General features: G+C 62.9%; 20 protein-coding genes. 6 read left to right on the plus strand and 14 right to left on the minus strand.

What is annotated here, in order from left to right:
• Nucleotides 1-84 precede the first annotated feature (84 nt).
• From ACN9M3_RS18525 to ACN9M3_RS18535, 3 genes are read left to right on the plus strand one after another with little or no spacing between them, the layout of a single operon-like run.
• Nucleotides 85-2,049, plus strand: a complete 1,965-nt coding sequence (locus ACN9M3_RS18525; RefSeq protein ID WP_426318254.1) for a TonB-dependent receptor plug domain-containing protein — start codon at nt 85-87, stop codon at nt 2,047-2,049.
• On the plus strand, nt 2,049-2,588 hold the full coding sequence (locus ACN9M3_RS18530) for a YfiR family protein (RefSeq protein ID WP_426318255.1): 540 nt from the start codon (nt 2,049-2,051) through the stop codon (nt 2,586-2,588). Before ACN9M3_RS18525 ends, ACN9M3_RS18530 begins: the two co-directional genes overlap by 1 nt.
• The gene (locus tag ACN9M3_RS18535) at nt 2,585-4,474 is read left to right on the plus strand and encodes a putative bifunctional diguanylate cyclase/phosphodiesterase (protein WP_426161971.1); all 1,890 of its coding nucleotides are present in this window, start codon (nt 2,585-2,587) and stop codon (nt 4,472-4,474) included. Before ACN9M3_RS18530 ends, ACN9M3_RS18535 begins: the two co-directional genes overlap by 4 nt.
• Nucleotides 4,475-4,539: 65 nt before the next feature.
• Here ACN9M3_RS18535 and ACN9M3_RS18540 read toward each other — a convergent pair whose 3' ends face one another.
• From ACN9M3_RS18540 to ACN9M3_RS18585, 10 genes are all read right to left on the minus strand, one after another.
• Nucleotides 4,540-6,171: a peptide chain release factor 3 gene (locus tag ACN9M3_RS18540; RefSeq protein ID WP_426318256.1), complete on the minus strand. Its 1,632-nt coding sequence runs from the start codon at nt 6,169-6,171 to the stop codon at nt 4,540-4,542.
• A gap of 56 nt (nt 6,172-6,227) precedes the next feature.
• Nucleotides 6,228-6,815 (minus strand): hypothetical protein, encoded by a 588-nt coding sequence (locus tag ACN9M3_RS18545; RefSeq protein ID WP_426318257.1) that lies wholly within the window; start codon nt 6,813-6,815, stop codon nt 6,228-6,230.
• A gap of 10 nt (nt 6,816-6,825) precedes the next feature.
• The gene (locus ACN9M3_RS18550) at nt 6,826-10,458 is read right to left on the minus strand and encodes a pilus assembly protein (protein ID WP_426318258.1); all 3,633 of its coding nucleotides are present in this window, start codon (nt 10,456-10,458) and stop codon (nt 6,826-6,828) included.
• 15 nt (nt 10,459-10,473) lie between these two features.
• Entirely contained in the window at nt 10,474-11,115 is a 642-nt protein-coding gene (locus tag ACN9M3_RS18555) for a pilus assembly PilX family protein (protein WP_426318259.1), read from the minus strand.
• Nucleotides 11,116-11,119: 4 nt separating this feature from the next.
• Nucleotides 11,120-12,226 (minus strand): PilW family protein, encoded by a 1,107-nt coding sequence (locus ACN9M3_RS18560; RefSeq protein WP_426161977.1) that lies wholly within the window; start codon nt 12,224-12,226, stop codon nt 11,120-11,122.
• Between the two features lie 15 nt (nt 12,227-12,241).
• Complete coding sequence (locus ACN9M3_RS18565; RefSeq protein WP_426318260.1) at nt 12,242-12,631, minus strand: type IV pilus modification PilV family protein; 390 nt, start codon at nt 12,629-12,631, stop codon at nt 12,242-12,244.
• A gap of 10 nt (nt 12,632-12,641) precedes the next feature.
• The gene (locus tag ACN9M3_RS18570) at nt 12,642-13,238 is read right to left on the minus strand and encodes a GspH/FimT family pseudopilin (RefSeq protein WP_426161979.1); all 597 of its coding nucleotides are present in this window, start codon (nt 13,236-13,238) and stop codon (nt 12,642-12,644) included.
• Nucleotides 13,232-13,690, minus strand: coding sequence for a type IV pilin protein (locus ACN9M3_RS18575; RefSeq protein WP_426161980.1), 459 nt, complete (start codon nt 13,688-13,690; stop codon nt 13,232-13,234). The genes ACN9M3_RS18570 and ACN9M3_RS18575 overlap by 7 nt, the downstream gene beginning before the upstream one ends.
• Before the next feature lie 96 nt (nt 13,691-13,786).
• Complete coding sequence (locus tag ACN9M3_RS18580; RefSeq protein ID WP_426318261.1) at nt 13,787-15,127, minus strand: sensor histidine kinase; 1,341 nt, start codon at nt 15,125-15,127, stop codon at nt 13,787-13,789.
• A 5-nt stretch (nt 15,128-15,132) separates the two neighbouring features.
• Nucleotides 15,133-15,804, minus strand: coding sequence for a response regulator transcription factor (locus ACN9M3_RS18585; RefSeq protein WP_426161982.1), 672 nt, complete (start codon nt 15,802-15,804; stop codon nt 15,133-15,135).
• Nucleotides 15,805-16,085: 281 nt separating this feature from the next.
• Here ACN9M3_RS18585 and ACN9M3_RS18590 point away from each other — a divergent pair, with 281 nt between their 5' ends.
• From ACN9M3_RS18590 to ACN9M3_RS18600, 3 genes are all read left to right on the plus strand, one after another.
• On the plus strand, nt 16,086-17,303 hold the full coding sequence (locus tag ACN9M3_RS18590; protein WP_426318262.1) for a HAMP domain-containing protein: 1,218 nt from the start codon (nt 16,086-16,088) through the stop codon (nt 17,301-17,303).
• Nucleotides 17,267-17,866, plus strand: coding sequence for a methyl-accepting chemotaxis protein (locus ACN9M3_RS18595; protein WP_426318263.1), 600 nt, complete (start codon nt 17,267-17,269; stop codon nt 17,864-17,866). The genes ACN9M3_RS18590 and ACN9M3_RS18595 overlap by 37 nt, the downstream gene beginning before the upstream one ends.
• Before the next feature lie 164 nt (nt 17,867-18,030).
• The gene (locus ACN9M3_RS18600) at nt 18,031-18,840 is read left to right on the plus strand and encodes a Crp/Fnr family transcriptional regulator (RefSeq protein WP_426318264.1); all 810 of its coding nucleotides are present in this window, start codon (nt 18,031-18,033) and stop codon (nt 18,838-18,840) included.
• Here the strand turns inward: ACN9M3_RS18600 and ACN9M3_RS18605 are convergent.
• The 4 genes from ACN9M3_RS18605 to ACN9M3_RS18620 all read right to left on the minus strand — a co-directional run bounded on the left by ACN9M3_RS18605 (nt 18,743) and on the right by ACN9M3_RS18620 (nt 21,907).
• Nucleotides 18,743-20,275 (minus strand): CHASE3 domain-containing protein, encoded by a 1,533-nt coding sequence (locus tag ACN9M3_RS18605; RefSeq protein ID WP_426318265.1) that lies wholly within the window; start codon nt 20,273-20,275, stop codon nt 18,743-18,745. The genes ACN9M3_RS18600 and ACN9M3_RS18605 overlap by 98 nt on opposite strands.
• A gap of 81 nt (nt 20,276-20,356) precedes the next feature.
• Entirely contained in the window at nt 20,357-20,989 is a 633-nt protein-coding gene (locus ACN9M3_RS18610) for a response regulator (protein WP_426318266.1), read from the minus strand.
• A gap of 154 nt (nt 20,990-21,143) precedes the next feature.
• On the minus strand, nt 21,144-21,542 hold the full coding sequence (locus ACN9M3_RS18615) for a MerR family transcriptional regulator (protein WP_426318267.1): 399 nt from the start codon (nt 21,540-21,542) through the stop codon (nt 21,144-21,146).
• 17 nt (nt 21,543-21,559) lie between these two features.
• Nucleotides 21,560-21,907, minus strand: a complete 348-nt coding sequence (locus ACN9M3_RS18620; RefSeq protein WP_055925271.1) for an integration host factor subunit alpha — start codon at nt 21,905-21,907, stop codon at nt 21,560-21,562.
• Nucleotides 21,908-21,941 lie beyond the last annotated feature (34 nt).

Genomic DNA, 21,941 nt, shown 5'->3' on the forward strand with positions numbered 1-21,941 from the left:
TCAGTGCTGATGGTGCCCGTTGCACTGTACATTCCCGCAGGGCAATGCCACCATGTGAACACACCTAGAAAACAAACCATCGGGATGAGAATCACAGCACTGCAAGGCCTGCGCACCAGGCCGCTGGCAGTCTTGCTGCTCGCGGCGGCAAACGCATGCGCGCAAGATGCCGACTTGACCACCTTGCCGCTTGAGCAATTGATGTCGATGGAGGTCTTTAGCGCCTCCCGCTTTAACCAAAAAGCGACGCAAGCTCCTTCGAATGTAACCGTCCTTACTTCGGCCGACATCCGTGCCTACGGCTGGCGCACGCTCGCCGATGCGTTGCGCAGTATTCGCGGGCTGTACACCAGCAACGACCGCAGCTACAGCTATCTCGGGGCGCGTGGCTTCTTGCGGCCGGGCGACCTGAATACGCGCTTCCTTCTGCAAATTGATGGCACGCGCATCAACGATCCGGTTTTCGACCAGGCGCAGCTTGGCGCTGAATTCCCGCTTGATCTTGAACTGGTCGATCGCATCGAATTTGTGCCGGGGCCGGGATCGTCGATCTACGGCACCAACGCATTCTTCGGCGTGATCAATGTGATCACCCGCCGCGCGCCCGACATCGAGGGGACGCGCGCCACGCTGGAAGCTGGCCAGGCCGGCACTCGCTCCGGCAGCGCAAGCTACGGCTGGCGCAACGGCGATGCCGAATTGCTGCTGGCAGCAAACCGTGGCCTCAGTGATGGCCGTGACCTCTACTTCCCCGAATTCGGCGGTACCGCGCACGGGCTGGATTGGGAACGTTACTCGCGCTTCTTTGCGCGCGGCCAGGTTGGTGCATGGTCCCTGACCCTGATCGACGGCAAGCGGACCAAGGGCATGCCTACGGCTTCTTACGGCCAGCCATTCGACGTCGCGGGCGGACTGACGGTCGACGAATTGCGGATGGCGGAAGTCGGCTATCGCACTACGATGCTGCCGATGCACGGTGAGCTTTCGGCCCGCCTTTACCATTCCGAGTATCTTTATGACGGGCACTTCGTCAACCAAGAACCCTTCGGCACCATCAACATGGACCGGACCCGCGCCAAGTGGTGGGGAGCGGACGTCAACCTTTTCCTGCAGCTGCTCGAATCCCACAAGCTGGTCGTCGGTGCGGATTACCAGTACAACCACGATGTGCTGCAGCAGAACTTCGACACCGAGCCTTTCGTCAGCTACCTGAATGACCGCTCACAAAGCAAGCGTTTCGGCATCTATATGCAGGATGAAATCACGCTGGCCAAAGGCATCCTGCTCAACGCCGGCCTGCGCTACGACCGTGAAACCAGCACTGGCGGCGTATTCAATCCGCGCCTGGCCCTGATTGCCGAACTGTCGCCGGAAACAACGGTCAAAGCCATCTATGGCAGCGCATTCCGCACGCCTAACAGCTATGAACTGTTCTACGGTATCGACACCGAAGGCGGTCAATTGGCAAACCCCGATCTTGGCCGCGAGCGCATTCGCAGCCATGAACTCTCCTTGGTCCGGCAATTGGGCGCCAACGCGCGCTTCACGCTGAGCGCTTATGCCAATGAGGCTTCCGGCCTGGTAACCGAAGTCGAGGACGAGGAATTCGGCTTGCCGATCTTCCGCAACCTGGGCCGGGCGCGTGCGCGCGGTATCGAACTTGAATATGAACGCTCCTTCAGGAACGGTGCGAGGCTGCGAAGCAGTATTTCGCGCCAGACCGTCACGGGCGGCATCAGCGAGGTCAATTCACCGCGCTGGCTGGCCAAGTTCAATGCCACTGGGCGGCTGGCCGGCGTCTGGCATGTCGGTGTCGAGGGCCAGTACATGGGCGCGCGCAGGCTGCTCGATGGCGGCGAGACGGCAGGCTTCGTGCTTGCCAACATCAACTTCTTCACCATCGGGCTGACCCGCCACTTCGACGCCTCGCTTGGCGTACAAAACCTGTTCGACCGGCGCTATGCGGATCCGTCTTCGCTGGGACTGCTGCAGCACTCCATCGAGCAAGACGGCCGCCGCGTCTATCTCAGGCTGAAGGCGGCCTACTGATGATGCGCCAACTCTTCGCCCTGCTGCTTCTGCTGGTCACCGCGAGCGAATACGCGCGCGCCCAGCTTCCTGCGGGCGCAGACGAGGCGGAACTGAAGGCGGCCATCCTGTACAATTTCGCCCTGTTTACCGAATGGCCTGCGGACACCCTGCCCGCCAGCGCGCCGTTGCGCCTGTGCGTCTTCCAGGGCAACGCCTTGCTGGCCGCGTTGACCGGGCTGCAGGAAAAGCAGGTCAACGGGCACCGTGTTTCAGTGCGCACGCTGCCTGCATCGCCGGGCGGCGCGCAGCTGGCGGCCTGCCACCTTCTGGTGCTGGATGCACGGGACCGCGAACGGTGGTCCCTGCTCAAGAATGACCTGGCGACCAGCAGCGTGCTGACGGTTGCGGATGACAGGATCATTGGCGCCAACGGCGCCATGATTTCTTTTGGTATCGACAATCGCCGCGTGGGCTTCGACGTGGACCTGGTGCCTGTGCGCCAGGCGCGCCTGACCCTCAGTTCCAAGCTATTGCGGCTGGCAAGGAGTGTGCAATGAAGTCGCGCGCCAAAACCGCGCTGCTGCCGATTGGCAGCAAGGTAGTGCGTTCCACCATGCTGGCGGCGGGTGCCGCCCTGTGCCTGGCCGGCATGCTGATGGTGGTATTCCAGTTCATGGCCTTGCGCAGTACCCTCCTGCGCGATATGCAGGTGCAGGCCCGCATCGTTGGCAACAACAGCACGGCCGCCCTCCTCTTCAGCGATGCCCGTGCGGCGGAAGAGATCCTCAGCGGCCTGTCGGCATCACCCGACGTACAAAGCGCGAATATCATCGTCGGCAGCACGCCGCTGGCCCAGTTCCGCCGTAATAACGCACCGGTGCCCGAACTTGCGATCAGCGAGACCGGCCAGTCGCTGCACGAATACGGCATGGACTATATTGAGGTGCAGGAACCGATCAGCGTCGACCATAAGCTGATTGGCAGCGTCTCCATCCGGGCCACCCTGCTGCCGCTTTACCGGCGTTCGCTGGCTTTTGCCACCTTTACAGCGTTCGCGACCCTGGGTTCGTTTGCACTGGCGTGGTTGCTGGTGCGGCGTATGCGCGCGGCGGTGGCACTGGCCGAGCAGAACCTGCACTTGCTGGCGCACGTCGATCCGGTCACTTGCCTGCCCAACCGAAATGCCTTCAACGACCGGCTGGCACACGCGCTGAAGCGAGCGGACCGCCAGGAGACCAGCGTCAGCATGCTGCTGCTCGATCTCGACAACTTCAAGATCGTCAACGATACGCTGGGACACGACATCGGCGACATGCTGTTGCGCCAGGTGGCGGAGCGCCTGGGGCAAACCCTGCGCAGCACGGATGTCATCTGCCGTATCGGCGGCGATGAGTTCGTGGTGATCGTCGAGCCGGCAGAGGATGACGCGGAGCCGGACCAGGTGGCGCGCAAGATCCTGCGTGCACTGGCCGACCCGTTCATGGTCGAAACCCACCAGCTCTTCGTCAGCGCGAGTATTGGCGTCAGCGTCTATCCGCAGGATGCTCCCGACGCGGCAGCCGTGGTGCGCTGCGCCGACATTGCCATGTACCACGCCAAGAACAAGGGCAAGAATGCCTATGAAGTCTTCCATGCGGAGATGGCGCAGCGGGCCAGCAAGCGCCTGGCGCTGGAGGCCAACCTGCGCAAGGCTTTGCAGAATCATGAGCTGTCCTTGCACTACCAGCCGCAGATAGACACGCGCACCGGGCGCATGCGCGGCATGGAGGTTCTGGTACGCTGGCACTGCGAAGCATTGGGCGGCATGGTGAGCCCGGCGGAGTTCATTCCGGTGGCGGAGGAAAGCGGCGTGATCGTGCCGTTGGGCCGCTGGGTGCTGCAGACCGCGATCCGCCAGGCGGCAACCTGGCGCAAGGCGGGACTGATGGAGGACATCGAGCACGTGGCGGTGAATGTTTCGGCGTGCCAGACCAAGGATGCGCAGCTGATGTACGAGGTGCAGGGATTGCTGATGGAGACGGGCTTGCCGCCCCGCCTGCTGGAACTGGAGATTACCGAGGGCGTGCTGATGGAGAATGTGAATGCCAATATCGCCTTGCTGCACAAGATACAGGCGGCAGGCATCCATCTTTCCATCGACGACTTCGGGACCGGGTATTCCTCGATGGCCTATTTGAAGCGCTTCCCGATCGACCAGCTCAAGATCGACCGCAGCTTTATCCATGCGGTGCCTGGTGATGGCGCGGCGATCGCGAAGGCGATCATTGCGATGGCGCATTCGCTGAACATGACCGTGGTGGCGGAAGGCGTGGAAACCGAGGAGCAGGTGGCGTTCCTCTCGGATGCCGGGTGCGATGTGATGCAGGGGTATTACTTTGCGCGGCCAATGCCGGCGGAGCAGTTGGAGGCTTTGCTGCGGGAGCGGCGGCTGTGGGCTGCCTGAAAAACCGGTAAACCTGGGTCCGACCCATAGGGTCAGACCCTTGGGTCTGACCCTGGTTTGCCGGTTTAATCCAGCTTGGTCGCGTGCTCGCGCGTCGCGTGGAAGGTCAGCTTCGGCCAGCGCTCCTGGGTCAGGCGCAGGTTGACGCCGGAAGTAGCCAGGTAAGCCAGGTTGCCCGCCGCGTCATACGCCACGTTATGACCGAGCGCCGCTTCGAAATCGGCCAGCGCCTTCTTGTCATCGCTGGAAACCCAGCGCGCAGTCGAAATCGAGGTGCTCTCGAACACCGCATCCACGCCGTACTCATTCATCAGGCGCGAAGCCACCACTTCGAACTGCAGCACGCCGACCGCGCCCAGTACCACCTCACCGCCCTGCACCGGCTTGAACACCTGCACAGCGCCCTCTTCACCCAGCTGCTGCAAGCCTTTCTGCAGCTGCTTGATCTTCAGCGGGTTACGGATGCGCACCTGGCGGAAGAAGTCCGGCGCAAAGTACGGAATGCCGGTGAACTGCAGCATCTCGCCTTCAGAGAAGGAATCCCCGATCTGCATATTGCCGTGGTTCGGCAAGCCGATGATGTCGCCGGCGTAAGCCTCTTCCACCTGCTCGCGCGACGAGGCCATGAACGTGACCACGGACGACACCTTCACCTCGCGGTTCAGGCGCAGGTGCTTGACCTTCATGCCGCGCTCGAATCGGCCGGAGCAAACGCGCAGGAAGGCGATACGGTCGCGGTGCGCCGGGTCCATATTGGCCTGGATCTTGAACACGAAGCCGGAAAACTTCTCCTCGGTCGGCTGCACGGTACGCACCGACGCATCGCGCGATTCCGGCGCAGGCGCCCAGTCGACCAGCGCGGACAGGATCTCGCGCACGCCGAAGTTGTTGATCGCGGAGCCGAAGAAGACCGGGGTCTGCTTGCCAGCCAGGAAATCTTGCAGGCTGAACGGGTGCGAGGCGCCGTGCACCAGCTCCACTTCCATGCGCAGCTGGTCCATCTCCAGGGGGAACATCTCCTGCAGGCGCGGATTGTCGATACCCTTGATCACCTCGAAGCTTTGCACGCTCTCTTCGCCGGCGCGGAACAGCAGGATCTCGTCGTTGATCAGGTGGTAGACACCGCGGAAGTTCTTGCCCATGCCGATCGGCCAGGTCACCGGCGCGCACTGGATCTTCAGCACCGATTCCACTTCATCGAGCAACTCGAGCGGATCGCGGCATTCGCGATCCAGCTTGTTCATGAAGGTGACGATCGGCGTATTGCGCATGCGGCAAACGTCAAGCAGCTTGATGGTCTGCGCTTCCACGCCCTTGGCCGCGTCGATCACCATCAGGCCCGAGTCGACCGCGGTCAGCACGCGATAGGTATCTTCGGAAAAGTCCTGGTGGCCCGGCGTGTCGAGCAAGTTGATGATGTGGTCGCGGAACTCGAACTGCATCACCGAGGACGCCACGGAAATGCCGCGCTGCTTCTCGATTTCCATCCAGTCGGAGGTGGCATGGCGGCCGCTCTTGCGGGCCTTGACGGTACCGGCCATCTGGATCGCGCCCGAGAACAGCAGCAGCTTCTCGGTCAAGGTGGTTTTACCCGCGTCGGGGTGGGAAATAATGCCGAAAGTACGGCGGCGGGCAACCTCGCGTGCAATCAGCGCAGGGGTCTTGCTCGAGCTTTGAATTTGGATATCGTCAGACATGATGGCAGCCAGGGGTTGGCGCAGACGGAAAACCCGCTATTTTACCACCACTCCCCTCACAGCCGGACGGCATAATCGAGCATGACTTCCAGCGCCAGGTGGCTACGTACGGCGATGCGGCCGATCCGGCCCGGCTGGAACCTGACGCTGGCGAAAGCCGCCAGCAGCAGTTGCTCTTCTTTCTCCGACATCGGCGAATCGAGGGCGACGCGTTCGACCGCGCCGTCATCGCTGATCCAGACCTGCAAGGCCACGGACTGGGGGGTAATCCCCGGCACCACCAGCAACCTGCCCGCCACCAGCCCCTCGGCTACTTCCGGTTGGCGGGTCATCGCGTCGGCGCCGAAGTAGTGCCGTTCGGCCGCCCCGGCGACGCCGTCCGTGCCCGCCGCAGCCTGCGCCTGCACCGGCTGCATGGGAAGCATCGGCACCGCGGCCGGTGGCTGCGCAACGGGCAGCGGAGCCTTGTCCGGCGCCGGCAGTGCCGCACCGACCAGGCGCACCATCATGGCTGGCCCAGGCGAAGCCGAACTGCCGCCTTCGCCGGCGACGCGGCTGGCCTGGCCGACCAGGAACAGGGCGAGGGCCACATGCGCCAGCGCCGATATTGCCAGCGCCAGCCAGGGCCGCAGACGGGCTTCCATTACAGTTCCGTCAGTCCGAAATCTCGCGCCACAGGACGCGGATCTTCGCGTCGCTCGGATCGCCAGGACCGACACGCAATACCTGCGGCACGCCCATGCCGTTCGACGCACCAACCGGATAGATCATCGGGGTGCCGTTCGGCAGCTTGACCACGCTGTTACCGACAATCGGCGAGGCATACTTCAAGCCGCCCGCCACGTTCACCTGGACGTTGCCGCCGGTCTTGTAATCGAGCTGGTACAGCCAGCTGTAGCCGCCTGGCTGGCAGGCCGACACCGATGGCACCGTGGACGCGAAAATCAGCGTGCCAAGGAACAATTGCGGCGAGAGCGTGATGCGCTCACCGGTATCCGGCAAGTCCACATACCAGCCCATCTTGCTGGACCATTCAACCGCATCGCGGCTGATGTTGCGCGCTGTGCCGCTGGTCGTGACCGTTTGCGCCACCAGCGGGCTGCCGGCATTTACCGTGGTAACGCCATCGTCCTTGATGCCGTAGATGGTCTGGGTGTCAACATCGTCCAGGTCGCTCTGCCCCAGGTAGCGGCCGGTACCATAGAAGATCGCCAGCTTGTCCTGGATCTGGCCGATAACCGGTGCAACCATGATCGGCTTGCCCGGGAAATCGGCCAGCTTGCTGGCCGTGCCCTTTTCCAGGTCGAAGCGCCACATGGCGCCAGTCAGGTCGCCGCCGTAGGCGCCGACTGCCGTGTTATTGGTCGTGAAGTCAGGCGAGCGCACGTTGATGCGACCCAGGCCGCTTGGGTTTACGTTGCTGCCAACGCCGGTCGCAATGGTTTTCAACAGCGAGCCACTGGCGAGGTCGAGCACGAATACGTAGCCGCCGCCGTCGCCGCCGGCATACTTGGTACCTTCCGGCACGTTGTTGTAGCCCGATGGCAGCACGGCCACCCAGCGGCCATCGGCCATCTTGGTGATGAAGGCCGTGCCGAAGCTGTAACCCATTTTCGGATTATCGTCTGCCGTGTAGTTCCACAGCGGGCGCGGATCGGTAGGGTCAGTCACATCCAGCGCGAAGTAGCCGCGGCCACCCTTGCCCATGGCGCCTATCAGCACCGTTTTCCAGCTGCCGTTGATCTTCGCATCGCTCATGGCCAGCGGGCCGTCCAGGTAGTAGCGGTGCTGGCTGCCATAATTGGCATCGGCCAGGCGCCACATATTCGGCAAGACCATCGGCGGCACGTAGGCCCAGCGTTCCTGGCCGGATTCGCCGTCGAAGGCATGCAGCATGCCATCGTTGGCCGAGGTGTATAGCGTCGGCAGGCGGTCTGCCTTGGCAGCCTTGAATTCCTGATAGCCATCGTCATCGAAATTGAACGGCGGCGCTTTCACATAGATCGGCTGCGCATGGACGATATCGCCCAGCGCTTTCTCGCGGTCGCGGTACAGGCGCTCGTAAGCGCCGTACGTCAGCACGCGCTCCTGGTCTTCATTGCGGTCTTGCCCGCGCAGGTAGTTCACCAGCGAGGCTGCGGTGGCAGCGGTCTTCTGCGTGCTGGACCAGGTGCTGGCCTGGCTCAGCCTGTTGGTGTCGAACAGCGCCAGCTGGGCTGCCGTCAGGCCGCCCTTGCCCGTGCTAAACAAGGTACGGGTGGTGCCGTCGGCGGTGTAGATCACGCGCGTATCGCTATCGCCGGTCGCGGCGATCTTGTTGCGCAGCAGCGGCTCCGCTTGCCAGAAGGGATCCTTCGACACTGCACCGGTCGACAGGTCAAGGGAATAGCCGCTCACGTCGCCGTCCCACTTCACGGTGCGGTACGTCGCCACATAGATGAAATTGTCGCCGGCAGTTGGCTGCAGCGCGCTGGTCGCCGCCGCCGCACCGTTGCCGGTCACGCTGTCAATGCTGCGCAGCGCCTTGCGCAAGCCGCCTTCCAGCGCCGCCGGGTCCTTGGTGCTGAAATAGGTGCCGCGGCCATTGACGGCAGCGTGCCACAGATCGTCAATGGTTTCGGGTGCGTTGCCGCTCGGGGCTGGCCATTTGGTCACGCCCTGCTTGATATTGAAGTAATCCCCGCTGTTGCTGGTCTTGTAGTTGGGATCGTAAGTCAGGGTGCCGTCGACCCCGAGGCCGATGGTGAACGTGGTCATGTGCTGGTGTTGCGCCACGTCGTCCACGTCCGCATTTGCGCCCGATGGCGCAACGTTATTGGTGCAGACATCGCTCGAGCTGCAGGATGTGCGCAGGTCGTTATGGTAGTAGTAATAGGCCACGTCCGCCAGCGTATTGGGTGTTTGCAGGGCGTCGCGCGATGGCAGCGTCACCCCCGCAGCGCCGTCGGTGTCGGCCACGCCGTTATAGCTGTCGTTCCAGTAACCGTCCGTCGCCAGGATAGTAAAGTTCTTCTGGCAGGAATACTGCACCGGGTCCTTGTAACGCGTGCTGGTGCCCTTGTACATCTTGCCCAGCGAATCAAGCGAATTGCGCAATGGCGTGCCGCCAAGCGGATCGAAGCTGTACAGATCGGTATAGAACTTCTCCTTCTGTGCAGCGTCGAAGTTGGCGATATCCAGTGCGATCGGATTGTTAATGGTGGTCAAGCCAATGCGTGCGTGCAGGTAGGCCGAATCGTCGGGGTCGGTGGCAACCGGGGTGCCGCGCACATCCTTGAATGCCTGGCCGATCGCACTCTTGGTCATCTGGGTACGCGTGCGGTACCAGGCGTACCAGGTCGCGAAGTTCGCCATCTCTTCCTGATACGTGCAGACGTTTCCTGCGCAATCGGTGCGCCCTGCGGCCTTGGCCGGGAATTTCGTGGACGGGGTAATGTCGACGCGCGACCAGTTCGAGTAGCGCACATACTTGAAGGTGTCCGTCTTCTTGGCCTGGCAGCTGCCGGCCTTGCCGAAATTCTGGTTGGGCGCGCTATCCGCTGTCTTGCACCACTCAACGCTCACGTTGTAGTAGAACGGCGCGCCGTCCTTCGCATACAGGTACTTGTAGGTGTTATCCGGATACGAATAACTGCCGTTCTCCACTGCCGGCTTGCAATTCGCGCTCGGCGGCACATCATAGGTGTGACTGCACCACATGCGCTCCGGGTAGCCGGTCACCAGGTTGGTCACGGCAGTATTCGACAGGCGCGGACAGTTACCACCGGACACCACCCCCTTGCAAGGCGTGGCGTTCGGCTGTTCGGCGCTGGTATCGTCGATCAACTGCACGCCATAGCCGTCGCTCGGCACGGCAGTCCACGACGCCGCATAGGAGGTATTCCCCTTGTGGTCGGCCAGGCGTGTGCCGTCGGCCTTGGTCGGCCACATGTAGCGGATCGCCGGGTTGTAGTACAGCCCGTTAAAGGCGCTGGCAAAGTATGGCGGGTCGCCGGGCTCGCACACCACCAGGGTGTTGTTCTTGTTAGGCCCGCGGCACATGGTGCCGAAGTTGCCCAGCGAAGTGTAGCGCACGTAGTCGGGCATATAGCTCCACGCCATGCTGCCGGAATTGTCGAGGTCCAACATAATGTTGGGCAAGATCGGGGCGGTCGACGCGTTGGCCAGCGGGATATCGGCCAGCTCGGTCGGGGCGGCGGACACTGGCTGGGCAGCCAGCGCCAGGCTCAGGCCGAGCGATGCGAGCAAGGCACGCAGGCCCGGCGGTGGGACATTGGTCCAGTCCATCTGAATTCTCCTGCGTTAGATTGAGACCACAGCCTGAACGTAGCTGGTGGTGTTCCTCGGCCCGGATACCCGTGCCGTAATACGGTAGAAAGCCCGGGTGGCCGAGCTGTCGAATTTGGGTGGGCGGTAGCCCTCCATCGCGCCCTGCGCACCTTCGTCATAGCCCTTACTGAAGGTCTGCTGCGTGGAGCAGGTGCGCGCGTCCAGCGGGCCGGCGCTATCGCACATGCGATGGATGACATAAGCCACCTGGTTGCCGGCCGCATCGGCGCCCAGCTTGACGACGGCTGCGGCATTGTCCCAATTCAGGTCGTCATCCGCTGTGCCAGCACCTTCGGAATCACGCTTGTTGCCGGTCAGGTCGAGAGCATCCTGGCGGGTGGCGTAATAGCCGCTGCCCGGCATGTCCTGGTCGAGGGAGCCGCTTGGTGCGGTCTGGATCAGCCAGGCGATGCCCGCTTCCACGCCGGCATCGCCGCTGGCGGTGGCGCTTTGCTTGAAGGCCAGGTTGCCCGCGATCACGGCCGAGGTATCAACCGAACGCAGCAGCGCGATGCCGGCCAGCGTCATGGCCACCAGCACGATCAGGGTGATGGGCAGGATGACGCCCTGCTGCCAGGCTTGCCGGACTGCGCCGGCTCGTTTGCTGTGTTTCATCGTCTTATCCCCAAATGACATTGCGCAATGGCACAATCGTCTCGAACACTTTGTAGCGGTAGCACTTCCAGTCGGCCGGATAGCCGCTGGTATTGAACGTTGCCCAGCTCGACCACTTGCTGACCATGTCGCTGGTCGTGGTTGCGCATTGCTGGTTGGGTTCCGGTTTCTCGTACTGCACGCTGCGCGCGACCAGGGCGATGCGCACCGCCTTGACCAGCTTGATATCAGCGGCCGAGGGGTTGGCCCAGGTGCCGGTAGCAGGGGTCCAGGCGCTGACCCACGACTCGGTGGCCGTCGAGATCCCGTACTCCAGCTGCATGTCGACGATCTCGGGCGCCACGACGTCGTTGACGATCGCCGGGCTGGCCGAATTGTCCGAACGCAGCAGCTGGTGCAGGTTGTTCACGCTATAGGAACGCTGGAACAGGGCGCCGCCCGGTGGGGCCGTGAAACAGGACAGCTTCGCAGGCTTGGTATAAGCGGGCCAGTTGTTGGCGTTCTGGTAATTGGCCGGCGGGTTGTAATGACCGCTGGCGCCAGGGTTATGCTGGATCTTCAAGGCCTGGTCCTGGATCTGGGTCGCCTGCATCAGCGTGCACTTGCCCGCCTGCTGCACCAGGATCAGGTCGCCTTCCCGGCAGCCGGCCGTGTTGCCGACATTCAGCTCCGACGATGGCTGCGGCATATTGCTGCGCAGTTCCGTATTGGATGGATAGCGGAACGAACCTTCCCGCGGGTTGGCGAAATACTGCACCAGGAAGCTGTCGGGCCCGTTGCCGCCGTCGGTGATGGCCACCGGCGCCATCGACAGCCCGGTGATCGGCCCAGCCGAGCCACCACAGCTCAGGTCGCCGTCGCAATAGGAGTAGGTGGTATTGCAGTCGGAGAACATCGAATTGGCCATGCCCCAGCCTGCCATCTTGCCATCGCGTTCGATCATGGACAGGGCGATCGCGCCGTTGCTCTGCGCATCGGCGCCGCCGGTGGTGGTGCGCTTCTGTCCTTCCGCCTGGCTGAACACCTGCATCACGACCACCATGGCCAGCATGCCGACGCCCAGGCCCACCATGATCTCGACCAGGCCGAAACCGTTTTGCTTGTCGTGCATTGGATTATTCCTTTTCTAACCAGCGATGAATTGCACGCTGGTCTGTGTATGAACGGCGCTCTCGCCCGGCACTTGCCAAGTCACGGTCACCGTGACCGTGACACCGACTTCCGCAGTCCACGGGCCGGGCACCACGACCGTCAGTTTCCCGTTCGGCAAAGAGCTGACGGCCTGGTCCCTGACGGCATGCAGCTGGATGCGCTCGCGGTCGGCCCACATCGCACCCAGCGACTGGCTGATCACATTGGCAGCGTCGATGCGGTACTTGGCGTCGCTCACCTGGCGCACCGAAGCGGCCTGCAAGCCGACGATGGCCAGCACGCCGAACGCAAAAATCACGATGGCGACCAAGGCCTCCACCAGCGCTATGCCCCCCTGTTTCCGCAATGTGCGTTGAGACTTCATGGGATTCTCCTTAGCTGCAGCCACGCGGATCGGTGGCATAGGACATTTTCGGATCGCACATGCGGATCTGGCCGCCGCTCGATACCACCACCACATAGCGGCGCGCGCTGGCACTGGCCGTGCTGGTCACGTCGGCGCGGTTGAACAAGGTGCCGGCCGGTGGCGTATACACGCGGCCCAAGCCGTCGAAATTGATCTCGGCCGGCAGTGCCCCCGCATCGCTGATCTGCGCCGTGAAATAGCCGGCCGGAGCCGGCACCGGGATCGGATCGGCGCTGACCGTCACCTTGACCAGCTTGCTGCTTTCACCCGCCGAACGGGTCTGGATATCTGCCGGGCAGGTGGTGGTCACGGTCGGGCAGCCGACAGTCCAGCCCACCTGGCCTTCCGCGCCGGTCAGGGTGAAACGCACGACCGAATTGCGCCGCACCGCCTCGGCACGCGCGGTCTGCAAGCCGTTCACGATCGATTCGGCGGCGGCGCGGTTCTGGGCATCCTGCATCCAGGCTGAAAACGCCGGCACGCCCATGGCCAACAGCACCGCCAGGACGGTCACGCCGACCATCAGCTCGATCAGGGTCGCGCCCTGTTGGCGGCGCGCTAGCATGTGCCACCCTTTTTGCGCACCCAGCAGGTAATCGGCGCAGATTCCGACGCCGAGCCCCAGCCGCTTGGCAGCGCCGTCGTCTTCTTGTTGTTCGACTGGTCGATCGTGAAGGTGAAGCCGGCCATCTTGCCCTGGCCTTCGGCCTTGACCACGTAGGTCGTCGCCGTCAGCGTCGGACAGGTGTAGACAAAGTCGTCGGCAGGAGGCAGCGCGGCGATGGTGCCGGCGACGCAGGCGCCGTCATAGCTGCGATTGTCCTGGAAATATTGCTCCAGCTTGGCGCGCATGCTGGCCAGGTTATTGGACGCCTGCGGCAGGCGGCCGGTCTTGATGTAATCGCCGTAGGCTGGGATCGCCACTGCGGCGAGGATGGCGATAATTGCCACGGTTACCATCATTTCAATCAGCGTGAAGCCCGCCTGGCGGGATGCACCGGACTGCTGCTGTTCCATGTATTTCTCCAAAGCTGGTATTTGATAGTGCAAGTCTAGACAAGCAAGCTTGCATTTCCCTGAGGAAAACCTGACAAATACCTGACAGCAGCAGTTTTAGGAGGGAAAATACACGGAAAACAATGCGCCCCGCCCGCTGGCGGGGGTGTCGATGGCAACACTGGCGCCATGGGCAGTGGCGATATCGCGGACGATGGCCAGGCCGATACCGCTGCCATTGGTCTTTTCATCCAGGCGCTGGAAGCGCTGGAAGACTGCGGCGCGCTTGGCCTGCGGAATGCCCGGACCGGAGTCTTCCACCGTCAGCATGCCGCCGCCCAGGTGCGGGAAGCAGCTCACCGTGACGGCCCCCTTGGGCGGCGTGTAGCGGATGGCATTGTCGACCAGGTTGTCGACCAGGTCCCGCAACATGAAGCGGTCGCCGTTCACCCTGGTTGGCTGCAAGTCGAAGCCGAGGTCGATCTCCTTGCGCAGCGCCTGCTCGACGAAATGCTGGATCGATTCTTCCAGCAACTGGTCGAGCGACAGGCGCTCCATGCGCGTCTTGCGCAAGGGGCCAGGTTCCGCGCGCGCCAGCGCCAGCAACTGGTTGACCTGGCGAATCATGCGCTCGGTCGAGGCCTGCATCATCGCCAGCGACGACGCCGCGGCCGGCGTGCGCTCCTGCGCCGCCAGCAGTTCGATCTGGGTGCGCAAGCCGGCCAGCGGGGTCCGCAGCTGGTGCGCCACATTGGCCAGGAAGTCTTGCTGCGCCTGGGCGCCTTCGCGCACGCGCTCCAGCAAGCCATTGAAAGAGTGCACCATCGGCATCACTTCCAGCGGCACGCTGCCGGCCGGGATAGGCGACAAGTCTTCGGCGCTGCGCGCCTGGATGCCGGCCTTGACCTTGTGCAAGGGCGCCAGGCCATTGGTGACCGAAAACCAGACCAGGCCGACCGAAGCCAGCGTAAACACGGCCGCCAGCGGCAGCAAGGCGCGCACGATGGCGGTGCGTGCCTGGCCGCGCTTGCGCAGCGTCTTGGCCACCACCACGATGCCCTGCTGCTGCCCGGTCAGCACCGGCAGCGCCACCAGGCGCACCGGGTTGTTCTCGACCACGCCGTCAACCGCAGGGGCACCGGCACGCGCCGGGAGGACAGGCAGCACGGCATCGCCGGCCACCAGGCGGCCCTGGCCATCGCGCAAGGCAAAATAGACCTTGTCGAGCTCATCCTCGCGCAAGACGCGCTCGGCGGCCTCCGGCAAGTCGAGCACCAGCCGCCCTTCACGTTCGCTGATGCGGGCGCCCAACATGGCGGCGGCGTCGCCGAGCGACTGGTCGAAGGCGATCTGGGCCGGGATCCAGGCCAGCGCATAGCTCAGTGCAACGCCGGCCAGGTTCAGCAGGAGAACCGGGCCGATCAGCCATTTGAGCAGGCGCAGGCGGATGCTATCCAAGAGTCTTATCCATTGGCCGGTTCCAGCATGTAGCCGAAGCCGCGGATGGTGCGGATGCTGATGCCGGCATCGGCCGTCTTCTGGCGGATGCGCGAGATATAGACTTCCACCGCGTTCGGCGTCACGTCTTCCCCCCAGGGCAGGATGGCGTCGATGATCTGCTGCTTGCTGACCACGCGCGCGCTGTGCTGCAACAGATACTCCAGCACCGCCCATTCGCGCACCGACAGGTCGATCACTGTATCGCGCACGCGGGCACGCTTGGCGCCCAGGTCCAGCACTAGCGAGCCCATTTGCAGCACGCTGGGCTTCGGCGCATGGCGCCGCGCCAGCGCGCGCAGGCGCGCCACCAGTTCCGGCGTGGCGAAAGGCTTGACCAGGTAATCGTCGGCGCCCAGCTCCAGGCCGCGCACGCGGTCTTCCACCGCATCGCGCGCCGTCAGCAACAGCACCGGCAGCTGGCTGCCGCGCGCGCGCAGGCGGCGCACCACTTCAAAGCCGTCCAGGCCCGGCAGGCCGATATCAAGGACCAGCACGTCGGCCTGGCCGGGACGCTGCAGCATGGCATCGGCTTCGCTGCCGTTTTGCAGCAGTTCCACTTTCATGCCATGGCCGGACAACACCCGGACTACGCCGTCGGCCAATACTGCGTCGTCTTCTACCAGGATTACATGCATGGGGAGTGGAATAAGTTGATTACCGCGCATTATGCCCCGATTCATCACGAGGTAACAATTGCCTTGCATCATTATCGCGCCGCAAAAATCCTCGCCCAAAGCCCGCTCATGATCTTGGTCCGCCCCGCCATCGCCCTCATGCAGAGGCTGCGACTATTGCCCAAGTTCGCCCCTCGACTCCCTGGTTTTCCTGCTGCCGCTGCTGCTTGCCTCGGGCCTGCTGGTGGCCGAATTGCACAAATCGGTGTCCTTCACCATCCAGGAGCGCCAGGGCCTGGCCTATGTCCGCCAATTGCACGAGCTGCGCCGCCGCCTGCAGGAAAAGCGCAACCTGGAACACCTGCGCCTGGCCGCCAGGCAGCAAGACGGCGCGCGCGATAGCCGCCGCAGGACAGGCTGCCACGTCCGCGCTGCAGGGCCTGCGCCCGCTTGCCATCGGCACGCTGTCCGGCCTGCCCGCGCAGCCTGAGCTGGAACAGGGCTGGCAGCAACTGCAGCAGCGCCAGGCCGGCCTGGATGCACGCGCCAGCTTTGCCGCGCACAGCAGGCTGATCGCGCTGGCCGATGCCCTTGCCGCCCAGGCTGCCGACCGTTCACGCCTGTCGCTCGCCCCGGAAGTACGCAGCGCCTACCTGATTGCCTCCTTCCTCAAGAGCCTGCCGGACCTGGAGGAAAACCTGTCCGTGATGACCGGCCGCGGCGCCGCCTACATCGACAGCGGCCTGTTCGAAGCCAATGAAGACCAGATGCTGAATGCCACCGCCATGCTGGCGCGCCATGAACTGGAGCGCCTGCCGGGCCAATACAAGGGCATCCTGGCCAACCACCCTGGGCTGGCGCCGGCCCTGCAGCCGCGCCTGGCCGCCGTGCCGGTCGCCCTTGCCTTCCTCGAACGCGCCCGCAACGAGGTGCTGAACTCCTACAACCAGAGCAGCGGCAAGGACTTCAATGCCGCCGGCCAACAAGCGGCCGCGGCTTTGCACGCGCTGTCCGGCAGCAGCGCCGATGCGCTGCAACATTTGCTGGCCGAACGCGCTGCGCAAGACCGCCTGCGCCGCAACGCCGTCGGCGCCGTGGTCCTGCTCTCCATCGCACTCGCTGCCTGGCTGGGCGCCGGCTTCTATGCCTCCTTCACGCGCGACATTCGCCAACTCAACCATGCCGTGCGCGCCGCCGCGGCGGGCGACCTGAGCGTTCGCATCAGCTCCCCGGCGCATGATGAAATCGGCGCGCTGGCAAACGCCTTCAGCGGCATGACGGCAGCACTGGAAAGCCTGGTCGCCGATATCCGCAGCGGCGCCGCGCGCATTGCCAGCGCCGCCGACGAACTGGCCAGCGGCAGCACGGCACTGCACGGATCTACCAGCACCCAGGCAGAAGCCCTGCACGTCACCGTCATTCGCCGTGCGCCGCAACAGCGCCCGCCGACGACGGCCGCCAACTGGTGCGGCAGGCGGCCGTCGTGGCCCTGCGCGGCGGCGCCAGCGTCGGAGCCGTAGTCGACACAATAGCAGCAATTCGCAGCAGTTCGGATCGCATTGCCGACATTATCGGGGTTATCGACGGCATAGCGTTCCAGACCAATATCCTGGCGCTGAACGCCGCCATGGAAGCGGCCCGGGCCGGAAACCATGGGCGCGGCTTCGCCGTGGTGGCCACCGAAGTGCGCAGCCTGGCCCAACATTCGGCGGCCGCTGCGCTGGAGATCAAGCAACTGATCGGCGATTCGGTCAGCAAGGTCGAAAGCGGCAACGTCCAGGTCGATGCCGCCGGTGCCACCATGAGCCAGGTTGTGGCTTCCGTGCGCAGCATGGAGCACGTTATTACCCGGATTACAGAAGCCGAAGCGGGTCAGCGCAGCGAGATCGCGCGCATCAATGGCGCGCTCCACCGTATTGACGACATGACCCGGCAGAATGCCGCCCTGGTGGTCCAGGCCTCGGAAAGCGCCAGCCGTGTCCACGCGGAAACTGCCATCCTGCACGAAGCCCTTGGACAGTTCCGCCTCGGCCCTGCAAGCAGGATTTTCAACAGTGCGCCAGCCAAAATTACAATGTTGTAGGACTAGCCTGACAAACTGCCATGTTGCCAGCCTACATGACGGAGGTAACAGGTCTTATGTTCATCTCTCACATAGAAAATTAAAGTATTACCAACGCGATCGGCAAGCAGCACCCCTAAGAATGCCGACTGCAATACCGTGTACTTTAGTTCTGTGAGGATAAAATGAACAACACTCAACTTAGCGTCTCTGCCAAGAACTCGCTGTCGCAAGCAATGCCTATTGGTTCGTCGGAGTTCAAAGTTGCGTCCCGGCCGGTTGTCAGCTACAGCGGCGCCCAGCAAAATGAATTGCTGGCAGCCCTCCCTCGTGAAGCACTGGAGTCCCTGTTCGAGCACCTGGAGCTGGTGCAGCTGCCCTTCGGCAAAGAATTGTTTGAATTCGGCAGCAAGCTGGAATACGTCTACTTCCCGACGACTGCCATCCTGTCCCTGCTGTACGTGATGGAAGACGGCGCGACCACCGAGATCGCCGTGGTCGGCCACGAAGGCGTGGTGGGCGTGTCGATGTTTGCCGGTGAGCGCGCCATGAGCACCGCCGTGGTGCAAAGCGCCGGCTACGGCTACCGCCTGAAAGCGCAAGCCCTGCGCGACGCCTTCAACCAGGGCGGCGCCCTGCCCCAGCTGCTGATGCGCTACAACGCAGCACTGTTCGCACAGATGGCGCAGAACGCCGTCGGCGGCCGCCACAGCTCGATCGAGCAGAAGCTGTGCCGCTGGCTGCTGGACCGCCTGGACCGCTCCCCAAGCAACGAATTGAAGGTGACCCAGGAAATGATTTCGATCATGCTGGGTGTGCGCCGCGAATCGATCACCGCCGCCGCCGGCAAGCTGCAGGAGGACGGCATGATCACCTACCGCCGCGGCAACATCACCGTCATTGATCGTGAAGGTCTGGAACGTTATGCGGGCGAGTGCTATAAGGTGGCGAAGATTGAATATGATCGCCTGCTCGCTGATGTAGCGTGCTGCTAGGATGCAGCATTGCCGGGGGCACGGCGCCAACAGGACGCCTGCCCCGGCCCTTCAGGGGAATATAGACCTCGATGCAGGTTCCCCGGTCACCCCGCCCACGGCGGATATTCAAGATCCCGCCCAGCAACAAAGCCCGCTCCCGCATCCCAAGCAAGCCGTGCGACATTGGCTTGGCCAGCGTTGGAGCGGCAATCCCGATACCGTCGTCGATGATGCGCAGCACCAGCATGTCGTCGCGCTGCAGCTTGAGCGAGACGCTGACATGGCCGGCCTTGGCGTATTTGCGGATATTGGTCAGCGACTCCTGCACGATACGGAACAAGGCAATCGACAGGCTGCTGTCGCCGGCCTTGGCAACGGCGTCAATATCGGGGCCGATCTCGGTCTCACACGGGATATTGGTCATGCGCGTGAAGTCTTCGCAGTAGCTGTCGATCGCCGCGCACAGGCCAAGGTTGTCGAGCAGGCTCGGGCGCAGGTCTTCGATGATGCGACGCTTCAGTTCCACCGTATCGACCAGGGTGCCGCGCGCACGGCGCAGCTGGGCCGCCAGCTCAGGATTAGTCTTTTGCAGCTGGTGCGCGACCGCCGCGATATCCATGCTGATCGAGGTCAGGTTGGCGCCCATCTCATCATGCAGCTCGCGCGACAGCCGCATCTTCTCTTCTTCGCTGATCGAGATCAGGTGACGCGACAGCACCGATAGCTGCTCGGTACGCTGCTGCACCATCGATTCCAGGCTTTCGTTCGACAATTGCAGCGCGTGCTCCACCGCTGCCCGGTGCACGAAACTGCGCCGCACCAGCTGGTAGAACATGACCAGCACCACGATGGCAATGGCATTGATGCCGGCGCCCATCACAACGGCCTTCTGGTATTCCTGGTAGAAGCTGGCGGCGCGGGCCGACATGGCTTCGCCCTGCTCGCGCACCATGATCACCACTTGCAGGCGGATTTCATCCATGCCGCTGCGCTCGTCGCTGACCTTGGCAATATTGACGATATCGTCGAGCCCGCCGTGCTTGTAGACCTCAATGGCCTGGGTCAGGATGGCGATGCGCTTGCGCACCAATACCTGCAACTGCTGCAGGTTTTTCAACTGGATCGGATTATTCGCGAGCAGTTTCTCCAGCTCGCGGAACTGCTGCTCCGATTCGGTGACTACCGAGCGCGTCGGCCCCAGGTAGGTTTCCTTGCCGGAGATGAAATAGCCGCGCGCGCTGCTGTCGGCATCGAGCACCAGCACGTTCAGGTACTGCAGCCGTTCGGCAACGCGCGAGCTGAGCGCCAACTGCTCATTGGCGCCCTTCAGCGATTGCAGATTGTGGAAAAGGCTGAAACCGTTGACGATGAGGATCAGCGCGCAGGTCACGCACAAGAGCGTTTTATACAGCGGCAGCCGGTGCCTGGGCGCTGGTTCGATGGTGAAGTACATTTTCCCCATTATAGACCCGCAGCAAGATGCTGCCGCACGGAAAGCTAATTGTGCGGCACCGCAAAAGTGTAACCAGACGTATCAATCCAGCAAATTGTTCTTCATTGCGTAGTACGTCAAGTCACTATTCGACTGCAAGCCCATCTTCTCCATAATGCGCGTGCGATACGTACTCACGGTCTTGATGCTCAGCGAAAGCGCCGTGCCGATGTCGGACACGGTGGCGCCGCGCGCCAGGCGCAGGAACACCTGGAATTCGCGGTCCGACAGCTCCGTATGCAGGGCCGTATTCGGATCGCGGTCGAAGCTTTGCGCCAGCAGTTCGCCCACTTGCGAGCTGACATAGCGGCGCCCCTGGTACACGGTGCGCACGGCGTTGATCAACTCCTCCGCCTCGCATTCCTTGTTCAGGTACCCGTTGGCGCCCATCTTGAACAGGTTGAGCGCATATTGCTGGGCTGGATAGCCGGACAGGATCAGCACCGGCAAGTCCGGCTGGCCCTGGCGGATGGTACGCAGAGTATCGATACCGCTCTGGTCCGGCATGGCGATGTCAAGCAACAGCACGTCGCACACTTCCTTGCGTGCGATGTCGAGCGCTTCCCGCCCGGTGCTGCCTTCAGCGACTACGCTGAATTCGTCCGACGACGAAAAGATTTGCTTGAAACCCGCCCGTACAATCTGGTGGTCGTCACAGATGGCTACGCGAATCATTGTCTTCCCTCTTGAATTCCTAGCTTGGGAACGGAGCCAGCGTCTGCAATATCACTAGCAAAATCATAACGTTAATATTGTAGCACCAATGGTTTAACAGTTTAGCCGAGTCTAACCGAAAAAAAGGACGCCTAAGCGCCCTTGCTACAGCTGCTTACAACTTTAGTAGCTCGAGGATGCCTTGCAGCTCGCGGCGCAGCATCTCGCGGTCCAGCGGCGGCGCTTCGTGTGCCATGCCAGGAGTTTCATCATACTCGCCTTGCGCCGAATCGGCAGCGCGGCTATCGAGCTTGTTGCGGGCGCCGCTGATCGTAAAGCCCTGCTCGTACAGCAGCTCGCGGATGCGGCGGATCAGCAGCACTTCATGATGCTGGTAATAGCGGCGGTTGCCGCGCCGTTTGACCGGTTTCAGCTGGGTAAATTCCTGTTCCCAATAGCGCAGCACATGCGGCTTCACACCGCACAGTTCGCTGACCTCGCCAATGGTGAAGTAGCGTTTCGCCGGGATCGGCGGCAACACTACCAGGTCTGCCTTGCCAGGTCGGTCGTTCATTCACGCACCTATGCAGCTCAGGATGCGCGCGCCGTACCGGCGCTGTCTTCGACCATGCCTTTCAGCTTCTGGCTGGCGTGGAAGGTCACTACACGGCGTGCCGTGATCGGGATCTCCTCGCCGGTTTTCGGGTTACGGCCCGGACGCTGCGGCTTGTCGCGCAGCTGGAAGTTGCCGAAACCGGACAGCTTCACCGCTTCGCCGCGTTCCAGCGCATTGCGGATCTCGTCAAAGAAGGTTTCGACCATGTCCTTGGCCTCGCGCTTGTTCAGGCCCACCTGTTCGAACAAAAGTTCGGCCAGTTCTGCCTTGGTCAGCGTCGGCAAATCTTTTTCAGCTTCCTGGCGTACCTTGGCGTTCTGCATCGCGCTGTGCAACTCGGCGTCCAATGCGGATTCA

The organism is Pseudoduganella sp. R-43, assembly GCF_049913255.1.
Lineage (GTDB): Bacteria > Pseudomonadota > Gammaproteobacteria > Burkholderiales > Burkholderiaceae_D > Rugamonas.

What these genes read in the sequence shown, in the direction of transcription:
- ACN9M3_RS18535 (WP_426161971.1), top strand. Translation starts at nt 2,585, where the DNA reads ATGAAGTCGCGCGCCAAAACCGCGCTGCTGCCGATTGGCAGCAAGGTA.
- ACN9M3_RS18600 (WP_426318264.1), top strand. Translation starts at nt 18,031, where the DNA reads ATGAACAACACTCAACTTAGCGTCTCTGCCAAGAACTCGCTGTCGCAA.
- ACN9M3_RS18590 (WP_426318262.1), top strand. Translation starts at nt 16,086, where the DNA reads ATGTCCGCCAATTGCACGAGCTGCGCCGCCGCCTGCAGGAAAAGCGCA.
- ACN9M3_RS18555 (WP_426318259.1), bottom strand. Translation starts at nt 11,115, where the DNA reads ATGAAACACAGCAAACGAGCCGGCGCAGTCCGGCAAGCCTGGCAGCAG.
- ACN9M3_RS18575 (WP_426161980.1), bottom strand. Translation starts at nt 13,690, where the DNA reads ATGGAACAGCAGCAGTCCGGTGCATCCCGCCAGGCGGGCTTCACGCTG.
- ACN9M3_RS18605 (WP_426318265.1), bottom strand. Translation starts at nt 20,275, where the DNA reads ATGTACTTCACCATCGAACCAGCGCCCAGGCACCGGCTGCCGCTGTAT.
- ACN9M3_RS18570 (WP_426161979.1), bottom strand. Translation starts at nt 13,238, where the DNA reads ATGCTAGCGCGCCGCCAACAGGGCGCGACCCTGATCGAGCTGATGGTC.
- ACN9M3_RS18585 (WP_426161982.1), bottom strand. Translation starts at nt 15,804, where the DNA reads ATGCATGTAATCCTGGTAGAAGACGACGCAGTATTGGCCGACGGCGTA.
- ACN9M3_RS18615 (WP_426318267.1), bottom strand. Translation starts at nt 21,542, where the DNA reads ATGAACGACCGACCTGGCAAGGCAGACCTGGTAGTGTTGCCGCCGATC.
- ACN9M3_RS18530 (WP_426318255.1), top strand. Translation starts at nt 2,049, where the DNA reads ATGATGCGCCAACTCTTCGCCCTGCTGCTTCTGCTGGTCACCGCGAGC.
- ACN9M3_RS18540 (WP_426318256.1), bottom strand. Translation starts at nt 6,171, where the DNA reads ATGTCTGACGATATCCAAATTCAAAGCTCGAGCAAGACCCCTGCGCTG.
- ACN9M3_RS18610 (WP_426318266.1), bottom strand. Translation starts at nt 20,989, where the DNA reads ATGATTCGCGTAGCCATCTGTGACGACCACCAGATTGTACGGGCGGGT.
- ACN9M3_RS18620 (WP_055925271.1), bottom strand. Translation starts at nt 21,907, where the DNA reads ATGCAGAACGCCAAGGTACGCCAGGAAGCTGAAAAAGATTTGCCGACG.
- ACN9M3_RS18545 (WP_426318257.1), bottom strand. Translation starts at nt 6,815, where the DNA reads ATGGAAGCCCGTCTGCGGCCCTGGCTGGCGCTGGCAATATCGGCGCTG.
- ACN9M3_RS18550 (WP_426318258.1), bottom strand. Translation starts at nt 10,458, where the DNA reads ATGGACTGGACCAATGTCCCACCGCCGGGCCTGCGTGCCTTGCTCGCA.
- ACN9M3_RS18560 (WP_426161977.1), bottom strand. Translation starts at nt 12,226, where the DNA reads ATGCACGACAAGCAAAACGGTTTCGGCCTGGTCGAGATCATGGTGGGC.
- ACN9M3_RS18525 (WP_426318254.1), top strand. Translation starts at nt 85, where the DNA reads ATGAGAATCACAGCACTGCAAGGCCTGCGCACCAGGCCGCTGGCAGTC.
- ACN9M3_RS18565 (WP_426318260.1), bottom strand. Translation starts at nt 12,631, where the DNA reads ATGAAGTCTCAACGCACATTGCGGAAACAGGGGGGCATAGCGCTGGTG.